This is a genomic window from Marinomonas rhizomae, assembly GCF_024397855.1.
Classification (GTDB): Bacteria; Pseudomonadota; Gammaproteobacteria; order Pseudomonadales; family Marinomonadaceae; genus Marinomonas; species Marinomonas rhizomae_A.
In genome coordinates this window covers 3,819,451-3,842,390 of sequence record NZ_CP073343.1, presented here as the reverse complement: position 1 = coordinate 3,842,390, position 22,940 = coordinate 3,819,451, and the positions used below count along the sequence as shown (strand labels likewise).

Here is a 22,940-nt window from a genome sequence, read left to right as displayed (position 1 = left end):
AAAGCAAGCAGCGGAAAAAGTTCCGGTGCTTGCTTAAGAAAGGCGCGTTTTTTGCTAGTTTAGAAGGCTAAAAAGAACCCTATTGGAAGAAGCTCCACACAATACTGTGTTCCGAACCTAAGCTCCAAAGTAACACCACGGCGGCCAGCAAAGCTTCTAATACTAAAACCCCGATACCAAGTGTTGTGCTAGAGAGAATAAAGCCTTGTTTATGGCTAATACCCAGAAAGCTTGGTGTACCGCGATACAATAGATAACCGGTATAAGCCACACCCGCTACGCAGGCGAGCAAACACAGCCAAATGATCGGATAAATGGCAAAAATACCACTTAAAAACATAGGCGTAGCAATATAACCAGCAAAGACGATACATTCCTGACGTGGCGGGCGATTTGGAAAGTTTCGCGCCATCCAATGAATTAAACTGCCGACCATTGCCACTGCGAGCAGAATCAGTGCGTAAAACAACACACCTAAACCAAGGCCATCCATAATAGATACCTTAATGGCTTCCTCTCCGCCGAACGTCCAACCAAACTGCGTCGTCCCAATAAAGGTGCTGACAACCGGAATAGCCGCCATCCAAAGAACATGGTGTAAGTACAAGTGACTTACCGATTCATGCTCTTTGTTTATCTCGCGCCATTCCTTATCTGGATGATGAATAAGACCCCAAACATGATTGATCATGGATTCCCCCTTGCCTCACAGAGTGAGCGTAATGGATTTGGAAAAAGTCCTGATACAGCCACGCCCAAACAAAAGTGGCTTATACACAGTATAGATGGATACGTAGAAAGAGACTGAAAAGATGATAACGATTTCTTATAGATGCTTAACGGCTAAGATCAATAAGTAGTAAGCGGGATCAAAGAAAAGCGCAGCAGCAAAGCATAAAGCGAAATATAAAATAACAACAAGCCAGAAACGATACTTCTAGCTTGTTGATTTAGAATGGATTTACTCGCAGCTATAGCCTTCTTTCATTTCGACCGCATAAGGCTTGTCGACCGGATCATTAAAATTCGCCCTGGCGATGGTTTCTTTGGCTAAGAACTCAAACATTTTCCACTTGGAGCATGTCGGATGCACTACGGTGTTACTAGAATCTAAAATTAGATTGTTTTTCTTGTCTGTCAGCTTGTACTGAAAAGTATAAACCTTCGTAGGCGTTTCGACTTTATCGTAACCGCTGACAATAGGTTCCATAAATTGACGATAACGTGTGACGCAGGTTCGTGCGTCTGTCTTTGGGTTTCTATGGCATACGGTATAAGGAACGTTTCTGTCGTTGTTAAACACAGGGACTTTCTTCGTCTCAGTGGTTTCTTCCGACGTGAAATTTATCGACAGGTGATAATCAGGATTGCTTTGAGTGCCTGAGACATCAGTGAATCCACGCTCTTTCAACGCACTGACAATATCGGGAATGTAGCGCTTATTGGTCAGTTGATCGCCATCCTTACTCGGAACCACAGCAATGGCGGCTGATTTATCGATGTCTACACTGGCGTCAACATTACTGACATTTTGCCCTGCCAACTTCACATTCGACGAACAGCCTGAAAGAAGAGCCGAAAACAGCACAAAAAAAGTGAAAAGCCTCATGGTCGCGTTCTCCATTGCGTATCAAAAACAATTATCCAACAAACATAGAAACACAGATAGCTAACAAAGCCGAGATTGACGCCTCACCTTTCACGTGTTTTTCAAAAACCTTACTTTTAAAAGGCACTTATATGAAGAGCTTTTTAAAAAGCGGTGAAAGGCTGAACCTGTGTGAAAGTGGAATTTAGGCAATAAAAAAACCACCCGAAGGTGGTTTTTTTATTTGGTGCCTCATATGTGCACCGACTTCATTTTAAAAAGTGCAAACCCTTTTAAAATCAAGCCTTTAATTGGTGGAGGCGGGGGGGGTCGAACCCCCGTCCGTCAGTCCTCTGCCATCGGCTCTACATGCATAGTCACTTCTATTATTTGACCACGAACCGCCCGAAGGACAGGGTGTTAATGGCGAGCCTACTTAATCTTAGAACCTTATCCCTAGGCGGGGCATCAGTTAGCATCTTGTAATTTATGATACTGCAGAATCTCTGGCTACAAGCAACCTGAGGGCAGCACACTAGCAGCGGTTTAGGCTGCTAAAGCGTAGTTTTCGTCGTTTGCGACTATAAAATTGATGCGGGGGATTAACGAGATCACGCATCACTCTCGACATGCACCTTTGGGTTTGTAACCGACGTCGAAACCATGTCGCCCCCAAAAAGGTAACGCTAGTCTAGCGCAAACAATGTGCTTACGCTAGAGGTAACGCTGAAATGCTTAGTGTGTTCATATTCATACCGTATTAAGTATAGCCTATGAATATTAAATACTAAGCACTGTGTTTCATTAGTCGTTCTTTGTCTCTTGACCAATCACGATCACGTTCTGTATCACGTTTATCGTGTTCTTTTTTACCGGTTACCAAGGCGACTTCGCATTTGATCTTATTGCCTTTCCAGTACAGCGCCATGGCCGCACAGGTTTTGCCTTTTTGCTCGGTGACTTGGATGATCCGGTCAAGCTCTTTGCGGTTTAACAGCAATTTGCGTTGTCGCATCGGTTCACAAACGACATGCGTTGAGGCGCTAAGCAGTGGCGTAATACGCGCACCGACGAGCCATGCTTCGTTTTGGTGAATGATGACGAAGGAGTCTACTAATTGGGCTTTGCCTTCGCGCAGGCTTTTTACTTCCCAACCAGATAAAACCAAACCGGCTTCGAACTTCTGGTCGACAAAGTAGTCGTATTTTGCACGTTTGTTAAGCGCGATGGTGCCCGTGCTGCTGGATTTTTTCTTTACTTTACTCATAGTTGGAAATTATACGGTCGATAGTGGCAAAAACCTATGCTTTTCTTGAGGTATGCGCCTGAATGTTGGAAAATTCGCACTTGTTAATTAATTTGTCTGGTTAGGTAGCGCGTATGTGTTGGCCACGTATGCGTTTTATTCCTATCCTTAAACACATCTTGTGTATTTAGAGCCTAAATTTATGCCTGAAAGTCGATGTTTACAAGGTATCTGGTCAAGTCCGTGGATATTTATTTTTGCGGCCAGTGGATCGGCGGTGGGATTGGGGAACATTTGGAAGTTTCCTTATGTGCTCGGGCAAAATGGCGGTGGTGCATTTTTGTTTGTGTATTGCTTGTGTTTGTTGCTGGTCGGCTTGCCGGTATTGATGGCCGAAGTGGCTTTGGGTCGCACGGTTCGTTCTAACCCGATTGATACGGTAAACGATTTAAGTGAGCGTCGCATTGTTCACCCTGCTTGGGTGTTTGTGCCTTGGTTGGCTGGTATAACGGGTTTTTTGATTCTGACTTTTTACAGCGTGATTGCGGGCTGGTCTCTGGCTTATTTAGATCGCGCTGTGTCTGGTGATTTTAAAGACATTACGCAAGTTGGCGCATCCAGCATGTTTGATACTTTATTAGCCACACCAACAGAAATGCTGTTATGGCATTCAGTGTTTATGGGGTTAGTGGTATTAACGGTTGGGCAGTCGGTAACGCGTGGCTTGTCAGCTGTGGTGCGGATTTTGTTGCCCGTTTTGGTGGTGACCCTGCTGCTGCTGGCGTTTTATTCTATGACCATTGGTAACATGAATGCAGCGCTAGACTTTATGTTCCATTGGTCTTGGCAGGATATTACCTTTGATGTGGTGTTATCTGCGGTTGGGTTGGCTTTGTTTAGTCTGAGTGTCGGCATGGGAGCTATGTTTGCTTATGGCGCTTACATGAGTAAACGTATGTCCATTGCTCGCGCTTGTAGCATCGTGGTTGGCGTGGATTTGCTGGTGGCGATTTTGGCCGGTTTGGTCATCTTCCCATTGGTGTTCTCGTTTAATATTGATGTTGAAGCTGGGCCGAGTTTGACCTTTGTTTCTTTGCCTATCATTTTTGGTGGTTTGCCGGGCGGTCAATTTTTCGCGGGTGTATTCTTTTTATTGTTGGTGGTAGCAGCGCTTACGTCGGCTATATCCATGTTAGAATTGTTCGTTGCTTGGTTGCATGAGAAATTTTATATCGCGCGCTTAAAGGCCGCCCTATTTATGGGGATTGCGGTCTGGTTTGTTGGTATTGCGGTGCTGTTGTCTTTTAATCATTGGGACAGCAAAATTGTCTTTGGATTGAATTTCTTCGAATTGCTCGATGAGTTTACGTCTTTGATTCTTTTGCCGGTAGGGGCCATTTTGTTGTCTGTTTTAGTGGCTTGGTTTATTCCGCATTCCATGTTGCAAAATGAGATGATCACAAAGCAAGCAAGTCATTTTCAATGGTGGTATAAGACATTGAAATACATAAGTATTCCAGCAATGATTGTGATTACTCTTGCTGGCTGGATAGGAGTGTAGTTTGAGTCATATAGAACGATTTGCGCATGTGAATTACAGTTGCGAGCAAATGTTTGCCTTGGTAAACGATATTGATGGTTATCCTGAGTTTTTACCTGGGTGTTTGAGTTCTACATTAGTGTCGAAAACACCAACAGAAATTGTGGCGTCTTTAGAAGTTGGGAAAGGGCCGGTGCGACAATCCTTTACGACGAAGAACTTTTTGGAAGAGTTTAGTCGTATCGAAATGACCTTGGTAAAAGGGCCGTTTAAGAGTTTGCATGGCGTATGGACTTTCACGGAGTTGTCTCCAACGAGCTGCAAAATCATGCTAAGTATTGAATTTGAATTAAGCGGTATGCTGAAATTTGCCTTTGGTAGTGTGTTTAGCCAAATAGCCAATACCATGGTGGATTCTTTCAGTAAGCGTGCAAAAGTGGTATACGGTGAATAGTATGAGAGTTGAAGTAGCGTATGCTTTGCCTGAAAAGCAAAAAATTATTGCCCTAGAGGTTGAAGAAGGTTGTACGGTACGTGATGCCGTGCGCCGTTCAAATATTCAGGTATTTTTTCCTGATGTAGATGTCGAAACGGTAAAGGTCGGCATTTTTGGTAAAGCAGTGCGAAATGCTGAAGAGCAAGAATTAAAAGAAGGCGAGCGAGTCGAGCTGTATCGTGAGCTGAAGGTTGACCCAAAACAAGCTAGGGCCAACCGTGCAGCGAAAACAACGAAAGATTAGTTGTTTTTGATTTGTGTTAAAACGCCATCTTTGAAAGTGAGCACTAGGTCGGTTACATCACTTGTTTGGGTTTCTGGTGTGGCGTACAAAGCAGTATATAGGTAATGCCATTCGTTTGGCTTGAAGGTGTCTCTTAGCATTGGGTTACCCAGTAGGTAAGTTACCTGAGATTCAGACATGCCAATTTGTAACTGAGATAGCTGTTCTTTCGTTACAAGGTTTCCTTGTGTTACCGGAACCTTGTAAGGTGGTGGAAATAAACTGCATGCGCTGAGTGAAAGCGCTGCGCATAATAGTAAAACTGATTTTTTCATTTGTATTATCCTTACTCTGGTGTGCTAATGATAAAGTAATTATCAACAAGATCGAATAGAGAATGACTCATGACTAGCGAAAATCAAGAGCTAAAGAAAGCGGGACTTAAGGTAACTCTTCCACGAGTTAAAATTTTACAAATTCTTGAAGGTGCGGGCGACCGCCATATGAGTGCTGATGACGTCTATCGCACTCTGCTTGATCAAGGTGAAGATGTTGGTCTGGCAACAGTTTACCGTGTGCTAACTCAGTTTGAAACTGCAGGTTTGGTACAACGTCATCATTTTGAAGCAGGCACCGCTGTTTTTGAATTGGCGAAGGGGGATCATCACGATCACATGATTTGTCTAGAAACAGGCAGAGTCATTGAATTTGTTGATCCAATCATTGAAAAGCGCCAGCATGAAATCGCTGAAGAGCATGGCTTTGATATTGAAGACCACAGCTTAATTCTTTACGTGCGTCCAAAGAAGAAATAAACGTTTACATCCCATCAGGATGTAAATGAGAAGGGCCTAAATAGCAGAGTTTAGGCCCTTTTTTCGTTTTTACTCTTTCTCGATGACTGGCTGAGGCTACTGCAGTTGGACGTTACCAAGCATCTCGCGTGCGTGCGCTAGGGTTTGCTCTGTGAGTTCTAGACCACCTAATAGGCGTGCAATCTCTTGTGTGCGATCTTGATCCTTGAGTAGCTCTACTTGAGACGAGGTAGCCTCATCTTCAACCAGTTTGCTGACGCGTAAATGCTGATTGCCTTGGGCCGCCACTTGCGCCAAGTGAGTAACACAAAAGACTTGGCCACGTTTGCCAACAGAGCGCAGCATGCGACCAACCACCTCGGCGATGCCGCCGCTGATGCCCACGTCGACTTCATCAAATACCAGTGTTGGAATAATTGATGTATGAGCGGTAACCACTTGAATGCCTAAACTAATACGTGACAATTCACCGCCTGAGGCAACTTTGCGCAATGGCTGTGCGGGTTGTCCTGGGTTGGATGCGATCATGTATTCGATGTCTTCAAAACCATTGGCAGAAACTTGATTGAGCGGTTGGCATTGAATAAAGAAGCGCGCATGTGGCATGCCTAATCCATGTATTTGCTCTTCGACTTGTTGTGCTAATTCGTCTTTGGCGATAATGCGTTTTTCAGTCAATGTGGTCGCAAGCGCTGTGAGTTTTTCATAGGCTTGCTCTTCTTTTTCTTTGAGTGACTCTAAGCTTTCTTCACTGCCTTGTAGGCTGTTCAATTCCGCTTCGACACTTTCACGAAGGGAGATAAGGCCTTCTGGCAAGGTTCTGTGTTTACGAGCTGTGTCGTAAATATCAGAAAGACGTTGTTCTATATCGCTTAGACGTTCTGGGTTTTGTTCTAACGTGTCTTGGTAATGGTGCAGGCTGTCCGCGGCTTCTTGGGCTTGGATTAATGCCACATTCATCATTTCTAGTGCGTTTTCTAGTTCTTTGGTGGCCGGACGAATTTGGCTGGCGCTATTAATGGCTTGGTGCAATAAAGAGCAGACATTGCCTTCGTCGCTATCAATCAAAATACCGCTGGCTTGATAGGCTTTAAATTGAGAGTCAGCAATGTTCGATAAAAACGCTTGTTCGTTTTCTAGCGCTTCGATTTCACCTTCTTTTAGGTCAAGCTGTTGCAACTCTTGTGCTTGGTAAGACAAAAGTTGGATTTTGGCATCTTGTTCCGATGAGCGGTTTTGCTGAGCTGATAATTCTTCTTTGAGTTGTCGCCACGTTGAGTATTGCAGACTGACTTTTTTACTCAACTCCGTTAGTTGGCCATATTCATCTAGCTGTTGTCTTTGGGCGTTCTTTTTAAGTAACGACTGATGCTCGTGTTGTCCGTGGATATCGACCAGTTGGCTACCGACGTCTTTTAGGTCACTTAACGTGCAAGGGCGGCCATTGATGTACGCTTTGGAGCGACCTTCTTTGCTGATTACACGGCGTAAGATGCAGTGCTGATCGTGCTCTAAATCTCTTTCTTCTAGCCATTTATGGACGTGCGGATAATGTTGTATATCAAAGCTGGCACTTATATCGGCTTTTTTTTGTCCATGTCTTACAACGGCAGCATCGGTACGATCACCTAAACAAAGCGATAAGGCATCCACCATAATGGATTTGCCTGCTCCTGTTTCACCTGAGATCACGGTCATGCCTTTTTTGAATTCCAGTTCTAGGGATTCAACAATGGCGAAGTTGGAAATAGCGATGCTGGTCAGCATAGAGTGCTCCAAAGAGAGAATATATTTATATGGTTATTTATACAGTACTTGGTTGTTTTTTGACAAGTACTGTCAGTAAATTAAATTCCCATGAAATTAATACGGCTATAGTGTTGAAAGGTAAAAAGCTGTCCCCATATAACCTGCACAGACAAAGAATTGTTTCTGTTATTTGGAGTTGAAGAATGAGTGAGCAGCAAAAAAATCCTAATCTAGACGCGGAGCAAGATTTGAAAAGCGAAACGCAAAACGAATCAGTAGAAGAACTTTTAGAGCCTGAAGTAGAGACTTTAGAAGAAGTGACTGAAAATGATGAACTTGCAAAAGCGTTAGAAGAAGTCGCTCAGTATAAAGAAGCGGCACTTCGCGCTCATGCAGATGCACAAAATGTACGTCGTCGTGCAGAACAAGATGTCGAAAAAGCGCACAAATTTGGTTTAGAAAAGTTTGCTAAATCTATTGTGAACGTGGCGGACAATCTTGAGCGCGCTTTAACTTCTGCGCCAGACACAGGTGAGTCTGACCCTGTTCGTGAAGGTGTAGAACTGACGTTGAAAGATTTGCTTGAGACATTGGCTCGTTTTGAAGTGAAAGTGGTTGATCCACACGGCGAACCGTTCAATCCTGAGTTGCATCAAGCGATCACTATGGTGCCAAACCCTGAACTAGAAGCAAACACCGTTATGGATGTCGTGCAGAAGGGTTACACAATCAATGGCCGCTTATTGCGCCCAGCAATGGTTGTGGTTTCAAGCGCCGCTTAAAAATACTGTCATTTTTTTGACACTGGACGCTTGAAATACTTTTAAGCGTACCCAAATACAGAATTATCATCGTCATAAACGAATTTATTGGAGATACAAACCATGGGTAGAATCATTGGTATTGACTTAGGTACAACGAACTCTTGTGTTGCCGTATTGGATGGCGAAAAAGCTCGCGTTATTGAAAACGCTGAAGGCGATCGCACCACACCTTCTATCGTCGCATTTTCTGATGACGGTGAAGTTCTGGTTGGTCAATCTGCTAAGCGTCAAGCGGTAACAAACCCAACAAATACTTTGTTCGCGGTTAAGCGTTTGATCGGTCGTAAGTTTAAAGACGACGTGGTTCAAAAAGACATCTCTATGGTGCCTTACAAAATTATTTCTGCGGACAACGGTGACGCTTGGGTAGAAGTAAAAGGCGACAAAAAAGCACCACCACAAATTTCTGCTGAAGTTCTTAAGAAAATGAAGAAGACAGCAGAAGACTATCTAGGCGAGAAAGTAACAGAAGCGGTTATTACGGTTCCTGCTTACTTCAACGATTCTCAGCGCCAAGCTACAAAAGATGCGGGTAAAATTGCAGGTCTTGAAGTGAAACGTATTATCAACGAGCCAACAGCGGCTGCCTTGGCTTACGGCCTAGACAAGAGCTCTGGTGATTCTACTATCGCGGTTTATGACCTTGGTGGTGGTACGTTCGATATCTCTATCATCGAAATTGCTGACGTAGATGGCGAAAAGCAATTCGAAGTATTGTCTACAAACGGTGATACTTTCCTAGGTGGTGAAGATTTCGATATGCGCGTAATCGAATACCTAGCAGCAGAATTCAAGAAAACGTCTGGTATCGATCTACACAATGATCCACTAGCGCTACAACGTTTGAAAGAAGCGGGTGAAAAAGCGAAAGTTGAGTTGTCTTCTTCTTCTCAAACAGAAGTTAACTTGCCTTACATCACTGCTGACGCAACGGGCCCTAAACACTTGAACGTTAAATTGACTCGTTCTAAGTTGGAGTCTTTGGTTGAAGAGCTTGTGATGAAGTCTCTTGAGCCTTGCCGTCAAGCATTGAAAGATGCAGACCTTTCTGCTTCTGATATCGACGAAGTTATCTTGGTTGGTGGTCAGACTCGTATGCCACTAGTACAAGCGAAAGTAACGGAATTCTTCGGTAAAGAGCCACGTAAAGACGTGAACCCTGACGAAGCTGTTGCAATTGGTGCTTCTATTCAAGGTGCGGTACTTTCTGGTGATGTTAAAGACGTGCTTCTTCTAGACGTTACGCCTCTGTCTCTAGGTATCGAGACAATGGGTGGTGTAATGACGGCATTGATCGAGAAAAACACGACGATTCCTACTAAGAAATCTCAGACGTTCTCGACAGCAGAAGACAATCAAAATGCGGTAACAATCCACGCATTACAAGGCGAGCGTAAGCAAGCGTCTCAGAACAAATCTCTAGGTCGTTTCGACTTGGCTGACATTCCACCTGCTCCACGTGGTGTGCCACAAATCGAAGTAAGCTTCGATATCGATGCCAACGGTATCTTGAGTGTATCTGCGAAAGACAAGGCGACTGGTAAAGAACAGTCTATCGTTATCAAATCGTCTTCTGGTTTGAGCGATGAAGAAGTTGAAAAAATGGTTCAAGACGCTGAAGCGAATGCTGAAGAAGATCGTAAGTTCGAAGAGCTTGTACAAGTTCGTAACACAGCTGACGGCATGATTCACGCTACTCGTAAAACTTTGACTGATGCTGGCGATAAAGCAACAGCGGAAGAGAAAGAAGCGATTGAAACAGCGATCACTGAACTTGAAGAAGCGCTAACGTCTAACGACAAAGAGAAGATCGAAGAGAAAACAAATGCGTTGACTCAAGCATCTGGTACTTTGGCTCAGAAGATGTACGCAGAAGCTGAAGCCGGTGAGCAACCAGCTGAAGGCGAACAAGCTAAGTCTCAGGATGATGCGGTAGACGCGGAATTCGAAGAAGTGAAAGAAGACAAAAAATAAGCGCTAAGCTCTTATTTCCCCATTAATCATGGGGCTGTTTATAGCGAGCACGGTTTTAGACCGTGCTTTGCTATTTAAACTGTTTTAAATTGATTAGTTTTAAGCGGCATATATTTCAATTTCAGTTTTTTGATTCATACCTTCGTTTGAAACTCTTCAATTCATATTTTTAATTCAGACTTTTCAATTCGGGACTCCTGCGATGAGCAAAAGAGACTATTACGACGTTCTTGGGGTGGCCAAAGACGCGGATAAGAAAGACATTAAAAAAGCTTATCGTTCTTTAGCGAATAAGTACCACCCAGATAAGAACCCAGACAACCCAGAAGCACTTGATAAGTTCAAAGAGCTGGCTGAAGCCTATGAAATATTGTCTTCTGATGACAAGCGCGCTGCCTACGACCGATTCGGTCATGACGGTGTAAATGGTCAAGCTGGTGGCTATGGCGGCGGCGCTGGAGCGGGTGGTTTTAGTGATATTTTTGGTGATGTATTCGGTGATATTTTTGGCGGCGGTGGTGGCGGTCAAAGTCGAACTCGTCGCGGCTCCGATTTACGTTACACCTTAGAGCTTGATCTTGAACAAGCGGTTTGGGGATGCGAAGAAAAAATCCGCATACCAACCTTAGTAAACTGTAAGACTTGTGATGGTTCTGGTGCTAAGAAAGGTTCGACACCTAAGACGTGTGGAACTTGTGGTGGTGCGGGTCAAGTACGTATGTCACAAGGCTTTTTCTCTGTTCAACAGGCTTGTCCAGAATGTCATGGCGCAGGCCAAGTGATCAGTGATCCTTGCCGAGATTGTCATGGTCAAGGCCGTGTTCAAGAATATAAAACGCTGAATGTTAAAATTCCTGCTGGCGTAGATACGGGCGATCGTATTCGTTTGTCAGGTGAAGGTGAAGCGGGAACTCAGGGTGGTCCAGCGGGTGATTTGTTTGTTCAGGTCTCTGTTAAGCCACATGCTATTTTTGAGCGCGATGGTGCGAACTTATATTGTGAAGTGCCTATTAGCTTTACAACAGCGGCATTGGGTGGCGAAATTGATGTACCGACGCTAGATGGTCGTGTTCGACTAAAAGTCACTGCTGAGTGTCAGTCAGGTAAATTGTTCCGTCTACGTAACAAGGGCGTTAAGCCTGTTCGTGGTGGCCCAGTAGGGGACTTGATTTGTAAGGCTGTTGTTGAAACGCCGGTGAATCTTACTTCTCGCCAAAAAGAGCTGTTTACGGAATTGGCTGATAGCATGGGGGAAGGTACTGACCATTCTCCTAAGCAAAAAAGCTGGTTTGATGGTGTAAAACGTTTCTTTGATGATATTAAGAAATAGCTATTTTACTGTTGCAGTAATATAGAAGAAGGCGCCAATTTGGCGCCTTTTTTGTTTGATCTGAAGTACGATTTTGACCTTATTTTTTCAGGTTATTTTGAATGGTGTCTGTGTACCATTCTTGGAAGTTCATTACACCGAATTCGAATGTTTCAGAGTATGGGCCCGGTTGGTAACCTATGGAGTTAATCCCCAATTGGTTTTCCTCACCAAGAATTCTGTCTTGATCATTAGTGGCATCCCAAACTTGGCGTAGTCGATCTGGGTCGTAATCTTCACCTTCCACTGCGTCTTTATGCACGAACCATTTCGTGGTCACCATAGACTCTTGTGCGGAGATCGGCAGTACGCGGAACACAATAAAGTGGTCAGATTGCATGTGATTCCAAGAGTTGGGTAGGTGCAGTATACGCATAGAGCCAAGCTCAGGGTTTTTGATGTTGCCGAGCATTTTTTTGCAGCCTGCTTCACCGTCGATGGTCATCACTTTTGTGCCTTTCTTTAAGGGCATACGAACAATACGGTTACGCTTGCCTGGTCCGAAGCTACGGTGTTCATGTGGAATGCCTTCTTCATCCCATTTAGCGGCCTGATCTGCGTAGTGATCTAGGAAATCTTGTGGTGCACGTGGGTCGTTTGTGTCATCCCATTCTAGGATAGTATTTAGCAGTTCAGGATGGCTGCCAACACAGTGATAGCATTCACGGTTGTTTTCCAGTACGAGCTTCCAGTTGGCTTTTTCGTACATGTTCGATTCCGCGGCCAGCTTCGTATTTTCTACGTCGTAAGGAGCCATGTACTCTTCCAATGTTGCTAGGAACTCATCAAAGTCACCTTTAGGTTCTTCTTTTCCAAGAGCAATAAAGATGAAGCCACCTGCGGTTTTACAGTGTGCTTTTTTAAGGCCGTGCTGAGATTTGTCAAAGCTATCGCCCATCTCGCTACCTGCAAATAACAGGTTTCCTTTGAGATCGTAAGTCCACTGGTGGTAAGGACAGACTAGATTTGCCACTTTGCCGCGATGCTCTAAGCAGACGCGCGAGCCTCGGTGACGACAGGTGTTGTGGAATGCATTCACAGAGCCATCTGCATCGCGAACGATCAAGATTGGATTTTGTGCGATCTCAACGGTGAAATAATCGCCACGGTTTGGCACTTCGCTAGTCATACCAACAAACAGCCATTCTTTCTGGAATATTTCCTCTATATCGACGCGGAACATATGTGGGTCGTTGTATAGTGGGGCGTCCAACGAGTAGTTTGCAGGGCGAGCATCAAGCAGTTTTGACATTTCTGTACGTGCTTCTTGAACTGTCGCGTAACGTATATTTAGTAGATCATTTTGATTCATTAGAGTGACCCTTTATAACAAAGCTGAGTTAATGTCGCTTCTCTCGTTGAACCGATAATTTAAGGTTTGCTTTTATTAGGCATTCCTTGTTTACCGTTGTAATTATGGCGCTATCCTCACTGATATTTAGGGGGGAGATGTGACCAAATACGACATGTTCAAATTCAGATATCGACGATGCTTGTTATTCGGGGGATTTAAAGCTATTTCGTTGATTTAGATCAATAATAGCTTGCCTGAAATACAGGCTTTAAAGAGGATGTTTCTTTGGTTTTTTCTGGTGTGACATATATTGTCCAGTCAATATTGCTAATGCTGTGCTGGTTGGTGAAAAGTTGGTTTGGTAAGTTTTTGGATGTCAAGGCGCTTATTTCTGCAAATAAAGTTCTCGCAATTTGATGTGAGTTTTTTATAATGTTGTGTTCTCAATTCAGGCGGTATAAAAAATGCTGCTTTTTTAAAAAATAGTAAAAAGGATCATTGCTAATGAAATTACCAAGCCTACTAGCTAAGATTGTTATAACTGGCTCTATTACTGCATCTTTGGTAGGGTGTAGTGCTATTAATACGTCCCTAAATAAACAGGATTTAGTTGTAGATAGTCGCCTTAGTCATTCTATCGTGCTTGAGCCTGTGTCGCCTTCCAATCGTATTGTTTATGCACGAATTCGTGATGTATCGGGTAACGGTATGCGTTCGGATATGCAGAAAATGATAACTCAGCATTTAACTGATGAAGGTTTTGTTGTGACTGACGATCCTAACAAGGCTAACTTGATGTTGAATGCAACAATAATTTCAGCAGCTAAAACATCAATTGAGCAAGCTAATGCTTTACTTTCTTCTGGCTACAAAGGTGGCATTGAAGGTGCTGCAATAGGCGCAGGGGTTTCTTCTGTTAGCGGTGGTTCAGGGTCAGACATCAGGCAAGCTGGGCTTTTCGCTGGTGCTGCTGGTTTCTTCGCTGATGCGATAGTAGAAGATGCATACTTCACATTTGTGATGGATGTACAAATGCGAGAGCGCGCCCTAGCTGGTGATAGCGTAAGCAACAGTACGCAAAATAAGAGCATAAAGGGGATTTCTACTGGTAATGCTGCCAATCTGTCGGTGACAAAAAGTAGTGTAGAGCGTGGTGATGACTATAACTGGATTATCTACGAGACTCGCATTGTAACAACGGCAAATCAGATGAACCTTAAGATGGAAGAGGCTTTGCCTGCTGTACAAGAGCGTACAGCGTTGAGTTTGTCTGAATTAATGCTTTAAATTTATCATACTCAATCATTAGATAAAAAGCTTTCGAAGTCTCAACTTATTCAATAAACCCCAGTCATCTACTGGGGTTTATTCTTTAAAGTCCTTTAATAAGCTTAATTTTAAAAATGAATAATATGATATTTGGCTTCTCTAAGATAAGGCTTTTTGTGAGAAGTTAAGTGCAATAAAGTTACGATTCTAAATACTTGAATATTGTACTATCTTAGCTAATGAATTGATTTCAGCTGTCATACAGACTGAAATATGAAACAGGTGTTTCTATGTCATTTTAGAAATAGATACAGTGATTCATTTAAGGTGATGCTATGATGAGACAATACATGAGTTTTTTGTTATCAATTGATTCTTAAGTTTTTGTCAAAATTACATTTTGTGGCTGTCCTGCTTATTTAGCGCCTTTTTCTTTTAGTAAGTAGTCTATGTGGTTACGCAATAAGCTTGCTGCGTTGGTGAAGCTTTTGTTGTTTGGAATGATGAAATCCGCTTTGCTGCGAATATCGATCGTTTTAAGTGATGCCTGACGAACATGACGCATGTAACGGCTTGTTACCTCATTTACATCTCGTCCTCGTTCTGCAATATCGCGCTTCAGGCGACGTACAATGGCGATGTCCATATCCGTGTCGACATACAAAAGGTAATCAACGGCATCACGAATGCCAGGGTCTTGGAACATCATGTGACCTTCCACGAGAACAACGTGTGTTGGATCTAGATTGCGGTAGCCAGTACGTCTGTGTTGTGAGTGGTCATACACTGGAATTTCATTTGGCTGCTGGCGGTTTTTACAGTTGTGAATTGCCAGAGTGATGCTTTCAAGGTCTAGCGAGCTTAGATCATCAAAGTTATAAACGTCTGGATCGATACTGCCACACCCATTATAGAAACTGTCTTGGCATAGGACGGTGATTTTGTCACCTTGACCTTCCGCTAATAAAGAACAAAGTCGGCTTTTTCCGCTGCCAGAAACGCCGGTGATGCCAATAACAAGAGCCATGTATTACCTCAGAAAATAAAGTTTTGGTACTCCTTGAGTTGAAGGAGTTTATAGTGTTGTATTATATATCAAGTTTGGCAAATTTTGCTTGTCAAACTGTTGAATGGCATCTCAAAGGAAGGATTAATGCTTATTAAAATTGCCCCTACGCTCATTATGTTCGTTTTTACTTTTTTTATAGGGATTGCGACTTTGGCGAAGGCCGAATCAGATGCTGCCCCTAAGGTTGCTGAGGTGGCCGAACTGTTTGGTTTGCCATTGAATGATTTGAGTGTCTCTCAATTAAATAAACAACTGAACAGTATGGGCTTAAGCAGTTATCCGTCTTATAAGGATGGTGCCGTAAGTTACAGCCTGGGGCCTGAAGGTATTTTGGGAGTGACCAATGCGACGATTTACTCAAACGGGTCGGGTTACGTTCGTCAGGCTCTTTTGTCTGGTGTTGTGGAAAGTAAAGAAAAGCGCAAAGCGTTAGGTGACTTGCTTACCCGTAAGTATGGAAATCCTAGCGAAGGTGCTCTTAATAATGGTATTGGGCGTTCAAAATGGTTGTTTACAGATGGCACCATGATTGAGCTTCATAATACGACTTATGACGTGTCTTTAATGTATGTTGATGGAAGTCCAAAAGTGGTTGCCCGTTCTGGGCAAATTGATGTTGAAGCTTTGTCTCGTAAAAACCAATAACCCTTAGTTTGTTTATCATGTAGTTACTTATCTATGTTTATTCTTGATCTTAATCTTCGTTTTGCGCATTTCCTTCAGCCTTATCTTCAGGACATCTCTTTAGCGTTAGTTGCTACTTGTTTGGTCGTTTACGGCGATAAGGTAAATGGTTTTCTAAAAAGCTTGGTGTCTTCTTGGGTGTTTTTGGCTCGGGTGATGGCGTTTATTTTGATGTGTACTTTTGGTTATGGGCTTCTCACTTTATGGAGTCAGCCATTAGTTTACTGGGGGATTACGCGCGTTGATTTGGTATATCGCCCGGCTTTAATCCTGTTTTGTTTTTGTCTTTTGGGTGTTTTGGCTGAAAGAAAGCGTCATTTGTAAAATAATTCATGAAATTTCCTGTCAGTTTTCGTTGCCAAATTACAACATAATCGTGCCAATACTAGGTATCTTCCATGTAATGGCGTGATTATGTAGTAAAGTTTCTATACCTTCTTTGTTATTTCGTTATTTATATAAAAAAACACGCTAAACACGCGTTTTTAAAGGTTTTTTGTTGTCTTCTTACAATTTGTTTTTGTCTTAGCCTGCCGTTAGACTGCGCTCATATTGATATTACAGAGTCTTTTTTCGGGGGCAGAAAATGACAAGCACTTGGTTACAAGCACTTTCACAAGCAGAATCTATGATTCCTCTTTTAGGTAAACTTGGTCGTGAGAAAGCAGTAAAAATTCAGTTGGCAGGAAATACCTTAATGGCAGATTCTGTAACGGGTTTAATGGCGGCGTTTGATCAGCATCCTGAACTGGATCTTGCTCAAGTTTATCAAGTGTTAGAGCAAGTGTTGGCAAGTGACACCGCTAATGCCGTGGTAGAGCTAGAGTCTTTGATGGCCGAGGCGGATGTTGAATCTGTACTTGCGGCTCAGTCAAACGATGGTACTGAGACGCCTGTTGTTCTTTATGGGTTTGGCCGTATCGGTCGTTTGCTTGCTCGCCGTATGTGTACTCTTGGCCATACTACTCCTGGCATGTCATTAGCTGCAATTGTGGTACGCAAAGCGTGCGACAATGATCTTGCTAAGCGTGCTAGTTTGCTTAAATATGATTCTGTTCACGGCGTATATGATGGCTTGGTAAAAGTAGATGAAGAGAATCAAGCTCTGATCATCAATGGCTCACCGGTTAAAATTATTTATGCTTCTGATCCTGCTGAAGTTGATTACCAAGCCCATGGTATTAACAAGGCATTGCTTGTTGATAATACTGGCCGCTGGCGTGACCACGACGGTTTGAGTGTTCACTTGAATCGTCCAGGGATTGAGCGCGTTGTACTGACGGCTCCAGGCAAAGAAATGAAAAATATCGTATTCGGTGTAAACGATAGCGATATAAAAGACACTGACCGCATTGTTTCTGCAGCATCCTGCACAACAAACGCAATTACGCCTATTTTGTCTGTTTTGGAGCAATCATACGGTATCGAATCTGGTCATGTCGAAACGGTTCACGCTTACACAAATGATCAAAACCTAATTGATAATATCCACAAAGGTGATCGCCGTGGTCGTGCTGCGGGCATGAACATGGTTATGACTGAAACCGGCGCGGCAAAAGCAGTGTCAAAAGCGATTCCGTCTTTAGAAGGTAAGTTAAGCGGTAGTGCGATTCGAGTTCCTGTTATCAACGTTTCTATCGCAGTATTAAGTCTGAACTTGAAATCTGCAGCCTCTGTTGAAGCGATTAATCAGCTGTTGAAAGAAGCATCCAACAGCGCTGAATTGACAGGTCAAATTGGTTACAGCGAAGAGTGTGATGCAGTGAGCTCTGACTTCATCGGCTCACAGCAGGCAGGTATCTTGGACTCTTTGTCGACAAAAGTTCGTGGCAACCAAGCAACATTATACGTTTGGTACGATAACGAATACGGCTACAGCTGTCAGGTTGTGCGCTTGATGGAGAAGCTTGCTCAAGCAAATTTTACTAAAGCTGAAGTGATAAAAGACAAAGCAGCTTAAGAAATGATCGGACACATTTAACATGTGTTATTCAGCGGCAACCCTTAGGGTTGCCGTTTTTTTTGCTTCAAATTTTTAGGTATTTTTTTGAAGCAAAAAAAAGCCGGACAAGGTCCGGCTTCAACAAAAGTAACTAGCAGTTGCGAATAACATCATCCTGTGGGGAATGGTGATATTCATCTAAAACATGACTGTGGGGCATGTTTTAGAGGCAATACAGTTAGGGCTGTATTGATAAATATTAGGTCGCTGTTCAACCTAAGAGATTTGATAATTTTATCGATTTAGATAAGTGTTACAAACGATATAAATTGATTTGTTGGATTAGCTAAATTAATGCAAAATACACTAAGTTTTTTATTTTTATCATTTTTATATTTAATTGATTGAGTCTTTATTCTATTAAGTTGTTGTATATTAAAGACATTATTAAAATGCGTGATGATTTTTCAAATAATTTTTAATTTCGATGACTTTGCATTTTTGCAGTAGCTGAGATTGTCTTATGGTGATTGTTTTATGAAGTCTGTTCCATTGGCTGGGTTAGGTACTTTTGCTATCGCGGCACGTCATTTGAGTTTTACCAAAGCCGCGCAAGAAATGCATTTAACGCAGGGGGCTGTCAGTCAGCAAATTCGTCAGTTAGAAGAGCGTTTGAAGTTGACGTTGTTTGTTCGTTACCATCGACGTCTAGAATTGACGGTGGCGGGTGCTCGCTTAGCGGTGCAGCTCAATCATAGTTTTACTGAAATTAATGATTTAGTGTTAGAGCTACAGGAAGAAGAAACGTCTAATATTTTAACCGTTTCTGTCATGCCATCTTTTGCCACCAAATGGTTAATTCCTCGGTTGGGTAGCTTGCAGGAAGCTTACCCCGATTTGCAGCTTCGTATCCAAGCAAATGACAGAGAGGTGAACTTTCAGCGTGACCGCATTGATGTGGCAATCGTCCATAGTCATGTTCATAGCTCCAAAGGGCACATTGTTCCATTGATGAAAGATAAGGTCTTTCCTGTTTGCAGTCCTGCGTTTGTACAGCAGCGTGCTTTGGCTGAAGCCAATCAATTGGCGCAAGTGCCTTTATTAAACGATGACTCTGAGTGGCGCTTTTCTAGCCCTTATGCGGAATGGGAGAAGTGGCTGTTGCTGGCTAATGCAAAAGGCATTAAGCCTTCTCGCGGGATTAGTTTTAACCGTGGTGATCTCGCTGTCCAAGCCGCCATTGCTGGACAAGGCGTTGCTTTAGGTAGGACGCCTTTGGTGATGGATGATATTCAGCAGGGACGTTTAGTGATGCCGTTTTCGGAAACATTGGACGAAGGCCACGCTTACTTGTTCGTTTGCCCTGAAATGCAGCATCAACGGGAGCCAGTTCAGCAGCTGCTTAGCTGGTTGGTTGCTCAGTGCTACGAATATTCACCAGAGGATGCTTTGACGAAGCCCAATGATCTGAGCTAGTACTAATTAGTTATCCAATAGTAATTTAACGGAAATCGCCAAACACATAATAATCACCATAGGGCGAATCAGCTTCGCGCCCTTGGTGATGACAAGGCGAGAGCCAATTTGCGCACCAAACCACTGCCCAATTCCCATCACAATACCTAATGCCCAAATAAGGTGGCCGCTAAAGGCGAACATCGCCAGTGATGCTAAGTTACTGGTCGCGTTGAGTACTTTGGTGTGGGCGGTTGCTGAAACTACGGTCAGCCCCATCAAACACAAATAGGCGGTAGAGAAGAAAGCGCCAGTTCCTGGACCAATCAAACCATCGTAAAAGCCAATGCTGGTACCGATAATCACCGCAAACTGTATATGAGTGAGTGAAAATTTACTGGCAATATAAGGTTGAACTTTAGGTAAAAAGAAAAAGAAAATGGCAACGGCGATTAATATAATCGGGACGGCTTTGAGTAGTAAGCTACTGTCTAAATACGAGACTAATAGCGTGCCGCAAATAGCGCCGATGGCCGTCATTAAGATGGGCAACCACATATCAGACAGTTTAACTTGGCCTTTTTTTATAAAGTGATAAGACGCAGAGACGGTTCCTGCACAGCCTTGGAGTTTGTTCGTCGCCAATGCCTCTGCTGGAGAGAGACCAGCCGCCAATAAAACCGGTACTGTAATGAGACCACCGCCGCCCGCGATAGCATCTATTGCACCGGCAATAAACGCCGCGCCAAAGAGGGCAAGATAGATCCAAATAGAGATATCGAAGAAAACATAGTCCATTGCGTTTGGGGTCCTGTTAAATGGCAGCGGTGTAGTGTGCTTAGTAGAGCAAAAAAAGCCCGCATAAACAATCGTTTAGACGGGCTAATCAGAAGTGATTTAACGTTTCTCTATGGCGCTAAATTAAATCTTGCTCTGGACATAGCTTTCCAGTGTGTCCACTTGGTCTGGTGTAAATTCAAGACCAAGTTTGGTTCGACGCCATAGTATATCTTCGGCTGAGTGCGACCATTCATGATTAATTAAGTAGTCTACTTCTACTTGATAGAGCTGATTACCGAAATGCTGACCAAGATCGGCTTCTGACTTAGCTTCCTCTAGTAGGGTATTTGTCAACGTACCGTAGCTATTAGCAAAACGATGAGCAAGTTGTGCTCCGATAAAAGGATAATCTTGTTGTAGTTTCATCGCGAAGCCATCAAGAGACATACCTAGATCGCCACCTGGTAATGGTTTGCTGTGGGTCCATTCATCCCCAAGGTTATCAAAGTAAGGGGTAAGCTTTCTCATCGCGGATAGGGCTAATTTTCTGTAGGTGGTGATTTTTCCGCCAAAAATGCTTAGCAATGGAGCTTGGTGATCTTGGTCATCAAGGTGCAATGTGTAATCACGTGTTACGGCGGATGGATCAGAAGATTCATCTTCTAGTAAGGGTCTTACACCTGAATAACTCCAAACCACGTCAGCTGGAGAGAGTGTTTTTTTGAAGTGGTCATTTGCAACCTTTAAAATGTACTGAGTTTCTTCTTCAGAAATAGCCACCTCATTTGGATCACCTTTGTATTCCACGTCCGTAGTGCCTAGCAGTGTGTAGTGTTCACGGTAAGGAATTGCGAAAACAATACGCTTATCTGTGTTTTGCATGATGAAGGCGTTTGAGTGCTGATAAAGTTTTGGTACTACAATGTGGCTACCTTTGATCATGCGAATACCGTAAGGCGCTTTTCTTTCTACTTTGGTTTCGATGAATGACGATACCCAAGGGCCCGCCGCGTTGACTAACGCTGTGGCGGTAATTTCGCGAGTTTCTTTGGTAATTTGATCTTCTAGGCTGATGTGCCATTGGTTGTCGACACGTTTTGCTGATGTACAGCGAGTGCGAGCAAAAATAGATGCGCCATTTTGTTGGGCGCTTAAAGCATTGGTTACCACTAAGCGGGCATCATCAACCCAGCAGTCTGAATATTCAAACCCCTGTTTAATATCGTCTTTTAGTGGGCTGTCTGAGCCGTACTTAACGCCTTTTGATCCTAAAAGTGTGTCACGTTTTCCAAGGTTATCGTAAAGGAATAAGCCGATACGAATCAGCCAAGCTGGACGTAGGTGCGGTCTGTGAGGCATTTGAAAGCGCATCGGCGTGACAAGATGAGGAGCGACTTTTAGTAATACTTCACGTTCTGTTAGCGCTTCTTTTACAAGGCGGAATTCATAATGCTCGAGATATCGTAAACCACCATGAATCAGTTTGCTGCTCGATGATGATGTAGCATGCGCCAAATCTCCCATTTCACAAAGACCAACATGTAGGCCTCGTCCTGCAGCATCAGCGGCTATTCCTGTGCCGTTAATGCCGCCGCCAACAACAAATAAGTCAAAATGGGAGTGATTCATACTAAGCCTCACGATCAAAAATGCGAATGTTTATGTTCGAAAGTGAACATTTGTGTTCGATATTAAACCTCTGGAGCCATTATGACAACAATGCTTTGTGAAGTTTTGGTGAAGGTTTGATCTTTTTTGGGTTTGAAGAAGAGATAAAGTTGCTGTTGGATAATAGAGATGGTCGCAATAACGTGACGCCCAAGGGTTACTTGGGCGTGCAGATTTCTAATCGAACTTTGTGTTCTTTCATTAGTTTTATGATGGCTTTGGGGGGCTGTTCGTCAGTAAATACTCTGTCGACTTGGGTAATGTTGCCTAATCGCACAACGGCATTACGACCAAATTTTGCGCTGTCAGCAGCGAGAAAAACGGTACGTGAGTTATTAATAATGCTTTGAGCAACTCGTACCTCTTGGTAATCGTAGTCTAATAATGAGCCATCGTTAGGGTCAATGCCACTGATACCAATGATGCCAAAGTCCACGCGGAACTGGTTAATGAAATCGATTGTCGCTTCACCCATTACTCCGCCGTCCCGGGAACGAACTGTTCCACCGGCAATAATGACCGTAAAGTCTTCTTTTCCGCTTAAAATCGCAGCCACATTGAGGTTGTTGGTGATAACTTGCAAACCTTGATGGTTGAGGAGTTCCCGTGCAACGGTTTCTGTTGTGGTACCAATGTTGATAAACAAAGAGGCATGGTTGGGAATTTCGGCTGCGATTCGTTTGGCTATTTGCTCTTTCGCGGGAAGTTGTAGAATTTGTCGGGTAGCGTAGGCTACGTTGGTTGTGCTGGAGTCATAGCTCGCGCCACCATGGTGTCTGCGTATTTGATCAGCCTTTGCTAATTCATTAATATCACGACGAATGGTTTGCGGTGTGACGGCAAACTGGCTGGCCAATTCGTCTATTGTCACGTATCCCTTTTCTTTCACTATGGCGACAATATTGTCTTGGCGAGAAAGTTGGCCCATCTTGTTTTCTTCTCCTGGTAAAAGACA

22 protein-coding genes and 1 other RNA gene are annotated in these 22,940 nt (G+C 43.4%); 12 read left to right on the top strand and 11 right to left on the bottom strand.

Going from position 1 to position 22,940, the window contains the following annotated elements; translation table 11 throughout:
• Positions 1–79 precede the first annotated feature (79 nt).
• The 4 genes from KDW99_RS18075 to smpB all read right to left on the bottom strand — a co-directional run bounded on the left by KDW99_RS18075 (position 80) and on the right by smpB (position 2,855).
• Positions 80–691 (bottom strand): Yip1 family protein, encoded by a 612-nt coding sequence (locus tag KDW99_RS18075; RefSeq protein ID WP_255826644.1) that lies wholly within the window; start codon positions 689–691, stop codon positions 80–82.
• A 270-nt stretch (positions 692–961) separates the two neighbouring features.
• Positions 962–1,609 (bottom strand): hypothetical protein, encoded by a 648-nt coding sequence (locus KDW99_RS18070; RefSeq protein ID WP_255826643.1) that lies wholly within the window; start codon positions 1,607–1,609, stop codon positions 962–964.
• 291 nt (positions 1,610–1,900) lie between these two features.
• Positions 1,901–2,262: a transfer-messenger RNA gene (gene ssrA / locus KDW99_RS18065) on the bottom strand.
• A 113-nt stretch (positions 2,263–2,375) separates the two neighbouring features.
• Positions 2,376–2,855: an SsrA-binding protein SmpB gene (gene smpB, locus KDW99_RS18060; RefSeq protein WP_212916627.1), complete on the bottom strand. Its 480-nt coding sequence runs from the start codon at positions 2,853–2,855 to the stop codon at positions 2,376–2,378.
• Positions 2,856–3,036: 181 nt separating this feature from the next.
• Between smpB and KDW99_RS18055 the strand changes: the two genes are divergently transcribed.
• From KDW99_RS18055 to KDW99_RS18045, 3 genes are read left to right on the top strand one after another with little or no spacing between them, the layout of a single operon-like run.
• Positions 3,037–4,395 (top strand): sodium-dependent transporter, encoded by a 1,359-nt coding sequence (locus tag KDW99_RS18055; protein WP_255826641.1) that lies wholly within the window; start codon positions 3,037–3,039, stop codon positions 4,393–4,395.
• A gap of 1 nt (position 4,396) precedes the next feature.
• Positions 4,397–4,828, top strand: coding sequence for a type II toxin-antitoxin system RatA family toxin (locus tag KDW99_RS18050; protein WP_255826640.1), 432 nt, complete (start codon positions 4,397–4,399; stop codon positions 4,826–4,828).
• A gap of 1 nt (position 4,829) precedes the next feature.
• Positions 4,830–5,114 carry an RnfH family protein gene (locus KDW99_RS18045; protein ID WP_255826639.1) on the top strand — a complete coding sequence of 95 codons (285 nt, stop codon included), beginning with the start codon at positions 4,830–4,832 and terminating at the stop codon, positions 5,112–5,114.
• On the opposite strand, the gene KDW99_RS18040 is transcribed toward KDW99_RS18045, so the two are convergent.
• The gene (locus KDW99_RS18040; RefSeq protein WP_255826638.1) at positions 5,111–5,428 is read right to left on the bottom strand and encodes an outer membrane protein assembly factor BamE; all 318 of its coding nucleotides are present in this window, start codon (positions 5,426–5,428) and stop codon (positions 5,111–5,113) included. The genes KDW99_RS18045 and KDW99_RS18040 overlap by 4 nt on opposite strands.
• 69 nt (positions 5,429–5,497) lie before the next feature.
• Between KDW99_RS18040 and fur the strand changes: the two genes are divergently transcribed.
• Complete coding sequence (gene fur / locus KDW99_RS18035) at positions 5,498–5,908, top strand: ferric iron uptake transcriptional regulator (protein ID WP_255826636.1); 411 nt, start codon at positions 5,498–5,500, stop codon at positions 5,906–5,908.
• 96 nt (positions 5,909–6,004) lie between these two features.
• Here fur and recN read toward each other — a convergent pair whose 3' ends face one another.
• The gene (gene recN / locus KDW99_RS18030) at positions 6,005–7,675 is read right to left on the bottom strand and encodes a DNA repair protein RecN (RefSeq protein WP_255826635.1); all 1,671 of its coding nucleotides are present in this window, start codon (positions 7,673–7,675) and stop codon (positions 6,005–6,007) included.
• Between the two features lie 185 nt (positions 7,676–7,860).
• Here recN and grpE point away from each other — a divergent pair, with 185 nt between their 5' ends.
• From grpE to dnaJ, 3 genes are all read left to right on the top strand, one after another.
• The gene (gene grpE, locus KDW99_RS18025; protein WP_255826634.1) at positions 7,861–8,439 is read left to right on the top strand and encodes a nucleotide exchange factor GrpE; all 579 of its coding nucleotides are present in this window, start codon (positions 7,861–7,863) and stop codon (positions 8,437–8,439) included.
• Positions 8,440–8,541: 102 nt separating this feature from the next.
• Entirely contained in the window at positions 8,542–10,455 is a 1,914-nt protein-coding gene (dnaK, locus tag KDW99_RS18020; protein ID WP_255826633.1) for a molecular chaperone DnaK, read from the top strand.
• A gap of 202 nt (positions 10,456–10,657) precedes the next feature.
• On the top strand, positions 10,658–11,785 hold the full coding sequence (dnaJ, locus tag KDW99_RS18015; RefSeq protein WP_255826632.1) for a molecular chaperone DnaJ: 1,128 nt from the start codon (positions 10,658–10,660) through the stop codon (positions 11,783–11,785).
• A 79-nt stretch (positions 11,786–11,864) separates the two neighbouring features.
• Here the strand turns inward: dnaJ and KDW99_RS18010 are convergent, their stop codons facing one another.
• The gene (locus KDW99_RS18010; RefSeq protein ID WP_255826631.1) at positions 11,865–13,136 is read right to left on the bottom strand and encodes an aromatic ring-hydroxylating oxygenase subunit alpha; all 1,272 of its coding nucleotides are present in this window, start codon (positions 13,134–13,136) and stop codon (positions 11,865–11,867) included.
• Between the two features lie 486 nt (positions 13,137–13,622).
• Between KDW99_RS18010 and traT the strand changes: the two genes are divergently transcribed.
• On the top strand, positions 13,623–14,405 hold the full coding sequence (gene traT, locus KDW99_RS18005) for a complement resistance protein TraT (RefSeq protein WP_255826630.1): 783 nt from the start codon (positions 13,623–13,625) through the stop codon (positions 14,403–14,405).
• Between the two features lie 397 nt (positions 14,406–14,802).
• On the opposite strand, the gene KDW99_RS18000 is transcribed toward traT, so the two are convergent.
• The gene (locus KDW99_RS18000) at positions 14,803–15,414 is read right to left on the bottom strand and encodes a uridine kinase family protein (RefSeq protein ID WP_255826628.1); all 612 of its coding nucleotides are present in this window, start codon (positions 15,412–15,414) and stop codon (positions 14,803–14,805) included.
• 126 nt (positions 15,415–15,540) lie between these two features.
• On the opposite strand from KDW99_RS18000, the gene KDW99_RS17995 reads away from it, so the two are divergent.
• The 4 genes from KDW99_RS17995 to gcvA all read left to right on the top strand — a co-directional run bounded on the left by KDW99_RS17995 (position 15,541) and on the right by gcvA (position 19,558).
• Positions 15,541–16,101, top strand: a complete 561-nt coding sequence (locus KDW99_RS17995) for a uridine kinase (protein WP_255826627.1) — start codon at positions 15,541–15,543, stop codon at positions 16,099–16,101.
• 33 nt (positions 16,102–16,134) lie between these two features.
• On the top strand, positions 16,135–16,464 hold the full coding sequence (locus KDW99_RS17990; protein ID WP_255826626.1) for a DUF3392 family protein: 330 nt from the start codon (positions 16,135–16,137) through the stop codon (positions 16,462–16,464).
• A gap of 262 nt (positions 16,465–16,726) precedes the next feature.
• A complete protein-coding gene (locus tag KDW99_RS17985) occupies positions 16,727–18,100 on the top strand; it encodes a glyceraldehyde-3-phosphate dehydrogenase (protein ID WP_255826625.1) in 1,374 nt (457 codons plus the stop codon).
• Between the two features lie 519 nt (positions 18,101–18,619).
• Positions 18,620–19,558, top strand: coding sequence for a transcriptional regulator GcvA (gene gcvA, locus KDW99_RS17980; RefSeq protein ID WP_255826624.1), 939 nt, complete (start codon positions 18,620–18,622; stop codon positions 19,556–19,558).
• A gap of 6 nt (positions 19,559–19,564) precedes the next feature.
• Here gcvA and KDW99_RS17975 read toward each other — a convergent pair whose 3' ends face one another.
• The 3 genes from KDW99_RS17975 to KDW99_RS17965 all read right to left on the bottom strand — a co-directional run bounded on the left by KDW99_RS17975 (position 19,565) and on the right by KDW99_RS17965 (position 22,913).
• Positions 19,565–20,335 (bottom strand): TSUP family transporter, encoded by a 771-nt coding sequence (locus KDW99_RS17975; protein WP_255826623.1) that lies wholly within the window; start codon positions 20,333–20,335, stop codon positions 19,565–19,567.
• A 123-nt stretch (positions 20,336–20,458) separates the two neighbouring features.
• Positions 20,459–21,946: a glycerol-3-phosphate dehydrogenase gene (gene glpD / locus KDW99_RS17970; protein WP_255826622.1), complete on the bottom strand. Its 1,488-nt coding sequence runs from the start codon at positions 21,944–21,946 to the stop codon at positions 20,459–20,461.
• A 196-nt stretch (positions 21,947–22,142) separates the two neighbouring features.
• Positions 22,143–22,913 carry a DeoR/GlpR family transcriptional regulator gene (locus tag KDW99_RS17965; RefSeq protein ID WP_255826620.1) on the bottom strand — a complete coding sequence of 257 codons (771 nt, stop codon included), beginning with the start codon at positions 22,911–22,913 and terminating at the stop codon, positions 22,143–22,145.
• Between the last annotated feature and the right edge of the window lie 27 nt (positions 22,914–22,940).